This window comes from Wocania arenilitoris (assembly GCF_021728535.1).
GTDB lineage: Bacteria > Bacteroidota > Bacteroidia > Flavobacteriales > Flavobacteriaceae > Wocania_A > Wocania_A arenilitoris.
The window spans coordinates 1-5,228 of the sequence record NZ_JAKKDU010000031.1 but is presented as its reverse complement, the minus strand read 5'-3'; the positions used below and the strand labels follow the sequence as shown (position 1 = coordinate 5,228).

Annotated in this window: 6 protein-coding genes; all 6 read left to right on the top strand. The window is 33.6% G+C overall.

Going from position 1 to position 5,228, the window contains the following annotated elements; translation table 11 throughout:
- Positions 1-325 precede the first annotated feature (325 nt).
- The 6 genes from L3X37_RS15120 to L3X37_RS15095 all read left to right on the top strand — a co-directional run bounded on the left by L3X37_RS15120 (position 326) and on the right by L3X37_RS15095 (position 5,060).
- Entirely contained in the window at positions 326-694 is a 369-nt protein-coding gene (locus tag L3X37_RS15120; RefSeq protein ID WP_237240995.1) for an immunity protein Imm33 domain-containing protein, read from the top strand.
- Between the two features lie 164 nt (positions 695-858).
- A complete protein-coding gene (locus L3X37_RS15115) occupies positions 859-1,392 on the top strand; it encodes a GIY-YIG nuclease family protein (RefSeq protein WP_237241004.1) in 534 nt (177 codons plus the stop codon).
- A 156-nt stretch (positions 1,393-1,548) separates the two neighbouring features.
- Positions 1,549-2,142 (top strand): hypothetical protein, encoded by a 594-nt coding sequence (locus L3X37_RS15110; protein ID WP_237241003.1) that lies wholly within the window; start codon positions 1,549-1,551, stop codon positions 2,140-2,142.
- Positions 2,143-2,305: 163 nt separating this feature from the next.
- Complete coding sequence (locus L3X37_RS15105; RefSeq protein ID WP_237241002.1) at positions 2,306-3,055, top strand: trypsin-like peptidase domain-containing protein; 750 nt, start codon at positions 2,306-2,308, stop codon at positions 3,053-3,055.
- 145 nt (positions 3,056-3,200) lie between these two features.
- Positions 3,201-3,773 carry an RDD family protein gene (locus L3X37_RS15100; RefSeq protein WP_237241001.1) on the top strand — a complete coding sequence of 191 codons (573 nt, stop codon included), beginning with the start codon at positions 3,201-3,203 and terminating at the stop codon, positions 3,771-3,773.
- A gap of 165 nt (positions 3,774-3,938) precedes the next feature.
- Positions 3,939-5,060 carry an alpha/beta hydrolase gene (locus tag L3X37_RS15095; protein WP_237241000.1) on the top strand — a complete coding sequence of 374 codons (1,122 nt, stop codon included), beginning with the start codon at positions 3,939-3,941 and terminating at the stop codon, positions 5,058-5,060.
- Positions 5,061-5,228: the final 168 nt, after the last annotated feature.

Genomic DNA, 5,228 nt, shown 5'->3' with positions numbered 1-5,228 from the left:
CTACTCACATTTCAACAACTTAAAATCGAGATCTTGGTCTCACAGAACTGAACGAAGTCTAAGTAGTAAAAGAGAGAGGATTATCAATGTTGCCGAAGTCGAAGCTTCACCGTGTATACTAACCTTATTTCTCTCTTTTGTTCTTTCTGATTATTAATTAAATTTAGTGAATTACAAACTTAAGACGTGTATAATTCATTGCTTGTTATAGCCTACTTACGAAAGTCCTCGCGGACTTTCTATCTGTGATTTATTTGCTAACTTTAGTGCCTAAACACGCAACGAAATCATACACAAACACGTTACCACACATTTGAGAAACACGATGGAGAAAAAAATAGTCGGAATAATAAATAAACATACTGAATCCCAAAAGCGGATTTGTAAAAAGTATAATTCTGACTTTACTCAAACTGATGAAAAACTCTTCATCGGAATTGCGACTGACCTTGAACTTGAACCAATAAATGGATTACGTCATCCCGAACACGGAAAAATGAACGGATGGTATATTTGGAGTGGAGAATGGTCAAATGCTGACGACTTTTTCAAGCCCTTATGCGTAGAGCATTTGATTGAAAAAAAACCTGATATAATTAAATACCTCGGACTTGGTGTTGGATTTCGTTTTTTGACTGACAAAAAAGGATATGAAGACGTTTGGTTTGACCAAAATATTACTGAATTAAAATAAAAACGTGTGGTAACATTGTATATAAAAAATTGCTATTTTGTGCTTAACCAATGTGAGTTGCTTTGTTTGCTTGCATCTGATTTTCCTTCGGAAAATCCTCGCACACAAACACGCAACATTTCATATACGTAACCGTTGGCATTAATTAACCCAAAATCGCAAAAATGAACAAAAAATCAGTTAAGGAAATAAGACAAAATGGAATTGAAATTACTAATGAGCCTATTGTTTATTATTGGTGGTTCAAAACTGATATTTTTAATCAATTACTTAACAAATTGAATTCTGAAATTGATTTGAACAAAATCAAAAGAAACCAATTTGACGGAATTGAATACGGACTTTTATATATTGGACAAGCAAAAAAAGGTCACGATAGGCTTGTTAAGTACCATATGTTGGACTCAAGTAATTTTCATCTTAAAGGGGTTGAAAACGGATTTTTATCCTCGTTGAGAACTACTCTTTGCGGACTTTTAGAATTACCAATGTCTGTGAGCAAAAATGAAGTGAATCAGTTTATGGACGAAAACTGTGTCGTTGAATGGGAAAATTGCACACTTTTGGAATTAAATGAATTAGAAAAAAACCGAATACAAGGTAATTACTTACCATTAAATTACCAGCACACAAAAGGAGTTTTAACTAAAGAACATCGAAAAATATTAAGTGAGTCGAAAAAATTAATGAGAAAATAACTAATGCCAACATTGTATATAAAAAATTGCTAGCTTTACCCTAAACCAATGTTAGTTGCTTTGTTTGCTAGCTTCTGATTTTCCTTCGGAAAATCCTCGCACACAAACACGCAACTTTCCATATACGTAACCGTTAGGTTTAATTTTGAAAAGAGAATGAACGTAATAAGCAGAATAATAGTTCCAATAATTGCTATTGCAATTGCCATTTTCATTATAATGAATGGCGAACTTACTTATGATAATTTAGCGAATGAGCTTTTTGGAGCTATTCTATTTACATTTATGTTTTTTCTTGTTCAGAATGTCTTTTCACCACAATTAAAAATAAGTACTAAAATTGCAAAATATAAATTGAAAAAAAAGAAAAGTGACTATTTTTTTAAGTTCATAAACCTTTCATTTTCAAGTATAAAAGAAGTTAAGATTTCGGTTAAAGCAACCCAATTAATGGATGTTCCTAATGGAACTAATAAAATAATAAGAGAACTACCAATAGACACAGATTATATTGAATCAGTAAGTGGAATATTTAGTTCATTTCGGAAAGAAAATAGAAACAACACTTATTTGATAAAACTTCCGAGAGAAATCGGGAAAATTTTATCTGACCATTCACAATCTATTGAAATCAGAATGTCTTGTAGAGACTCGGTTGTCGGCAGAGAAAGAACATTCAGAAGGATTTTCTATCACGCTAACACAATTGAGGGAACATTTAAATATGGCCTTTCTATGAAAATTGAATAAAAAACTAAACCTAACATTGTATAAAAATAATGCTAAATTAAGTGCTTAATCAAAGGTTAGTCCTGTTTTGCTAGCTTCTGATTTTCCTTCGGAAAATCCTCGCACACAAAACCGCACTATTCTTATACGTAACCGTTGTGTGGTATTAACAAAGAACGAAAATATGCCTATATCAAAACCATCAGTACAATCATTATTTCTTCAAATGCAATTTAACGGAAACAATATTGCTTCTGGCACTGGATTTATTGCAGACACACCTTCTGGTCCAGCACTTATTACTAACAGACATAATGTTACTGGAAGAAATAATGTAACTAATGCCACTTTATCACCAAATGGACATACGCCAGACTCTGTTATGATTATGCATAATAGACAAGGACATCTAGGACAATGGTTAGGCAAAAATGAACCTTTATACGATGAAGACAATAATCCAAAATGGATAGAGCATCCGACTTTAGGGGCAAAAGTTGATTTCGTTGCTTTACCGCTAACTGAACTTGATGATGTCGAATTATATCCACACACTCTAGGTGTAGGTGACCCACAGATTCTAGTAGCACCTTCAGATACTGTTAGTGTAGTAGGCTTTCCTTTCGGACTTGCTGGCGGTGGAGCACTCGCAATATGGGCAACTGGTTTTATGGCAACTGAACCTGAAATAAATCATAATAATCTTCCAACATTTTTAATTGATTGTAGAGCGCGACCTGGTCAATCAGGTTCAGCTGTCATTGCTCACAGAAATGGTGGAATGGTAGCAATGGAAAATGGAGGAAGTGCGGCTTTTAGTGGGCCTGTTACAAGATTTCTTGGAATTTATAGCGGTAGAATTAATGCACAATCTGATTTAGGCATTGTATGGAAAGGTTCAGCAATAAAAGAATTAACAGATTCAATAAATTAAAAACACCACACAACACCAGCTATAGTTCATTGCGGCTGACCATTCCTGCGGAACGGTCATTGCGGCTGAACTATATTCTCGGCTTATTTTGTTATCTTAGGGCTTGCGCAACGAAACCATAGCTTTACCGTTGGCAAACATTTAAATGACACAAAGCAAACAAGAGACAAAAGGAGTAGTTTTTGATACTTTGAACGATATTGTAAACAGCAATAGACGGATTCACAGAATTTCGAGTATGCTTTTAGACCATTTTCTAATGTGTGTTTTGATAATTCCACCAGCAATTATTCTGACTATAATATCTGAAAACATCGGACTGAAATTGAATGACGGAATGGGATTCTTCGTTTTCTTCCTAATAGTTTTTATCTATCTAAATAAGGACTTTTTTAAGGGTAAAAGTCCTGCAAAACGGATATTAGGCTATCAAGTAATTAATCTAAAAACAGAAAGTCCAGCTACTGAATTACAATGTTTCGTTCGGAATTTGACAATTTGTATTGCTTGGCCTTTAGAAGTAGTTGTCGGATTTATAAATCCCAAAAGACGAATTGGAGATTTTATTGCAAATACAAAAGTAGTAAAATCTGAAAAAGAAAAACTAAAGTCAATATGGACTGATTTAAAAAACACAAGATTGAAAATAAATTTCATCGGAATTTTAATATTCGGTGGAATTTACTTTTATGCATTAAGTCTAATATTGCCAATATGAATAAAAAAACGATTTGCCAACAATGGCTATAATTCATTGTGGTTTTGTGCCACACCAAAATAAAAGTATAAATCAATGGCTGATTTCTCAGCGGAATAATCCTTCGGATGATTCCACAACGAAATCATAGCCGAGACCGTTATGTGCAATTAAAAGAAACTCAAAATGAAGTTACCTGTAGGTTACCACAAATTCCACAAGAATAAGTTTCTAAACTATCAGTTGAATAGGTGGTATTCACTTGGATACGCACGAAAAGAAAACATTCAAACCATTGGCTCAAAAATTAAGACGTTTGACGATTATATCAACGAATTCCAAAAAGCTTCAGAAGATGCAATACAAGAAAATCGTTTAAAAAATGCAGCTACCTATTTAAGAGCAAGCGAGTTTTTAATCGAACCAAATGATGTAACAAAAATTCCGATCTATAAAAAATTCATAGAGTTATTTGACAAAGTCTTTGAAGATCAGAATTTTGAAAGACATAAAGTACCATACAATGGAAGCTTTTTATCTGCCATAAAGTTACCTTCAAAAACAAAGGAAGTGAAAGGAACTATTATTGGAATTCCTGGCTTTGATGCCTTTATAGAAGAGTTTTATTGCATTTGGAACTATTTTACAGAAAATGGTTACGACTTTATAGCTTTTGAAGGGCCAGGTCAAGGTGGAAGCAGAAGGTTGTACGACCAGTATTTTGACCATGATTATGAAAAACCAACAAAAGCTATCTTAGACTATTTCGAATTAAATGAAGTTACCGCTTTGGGTGTGTCAATGGGTGGTTATTGGATAATGAGAGCAGCCGCCTTTGAAAAGCGAATTAAACGAGTAATTGCTATGCCTCCGCTATATGATTGGCTTGAAATGACCAATTCATTCAATCAAAAATTAGCAAAATGGTTTCTTACGAAGAGAAGACTAACGAACTTTTTCATACGTTTAAAAATGAATGTTGGAACAATTAAGCATACCATAAATAATGCACTATTTATTCAAAACAAATCCGACCCCTTTGATGCCGTTGAATGGATGATGGGAATGAACAAAGAACATATTCATAGTCATTTAATTGACCAAGACGTATTGCTCCTAACAGGTGAAAATGATGCATTCCAACCAGTCGGTTTATTGAAGAAGCAAAAAGAAGCATTAACAAAAGCTGCTTCAGTTTCTGAAAGGATATTTACAAAATCAGAACAAGCTGACCAACATTGTCAAATGGGAAACTTAGGAATTGCTTTGGAAGAGATGCTGAATTGGATAAATAAAAAAAGCACATAACATGGTGTATAGTGCATACCCTGCGGGACACGCACCATACACAGACCGTTGTGCAAAATAATGACTAAATAATTCTTCAATCATGAAAACGCTATTAATTCTCATTATTTTAATTTTACCTATTTGTTCTTTTTCACAACAAGTTGCGGACACCTTATATAATCCAAA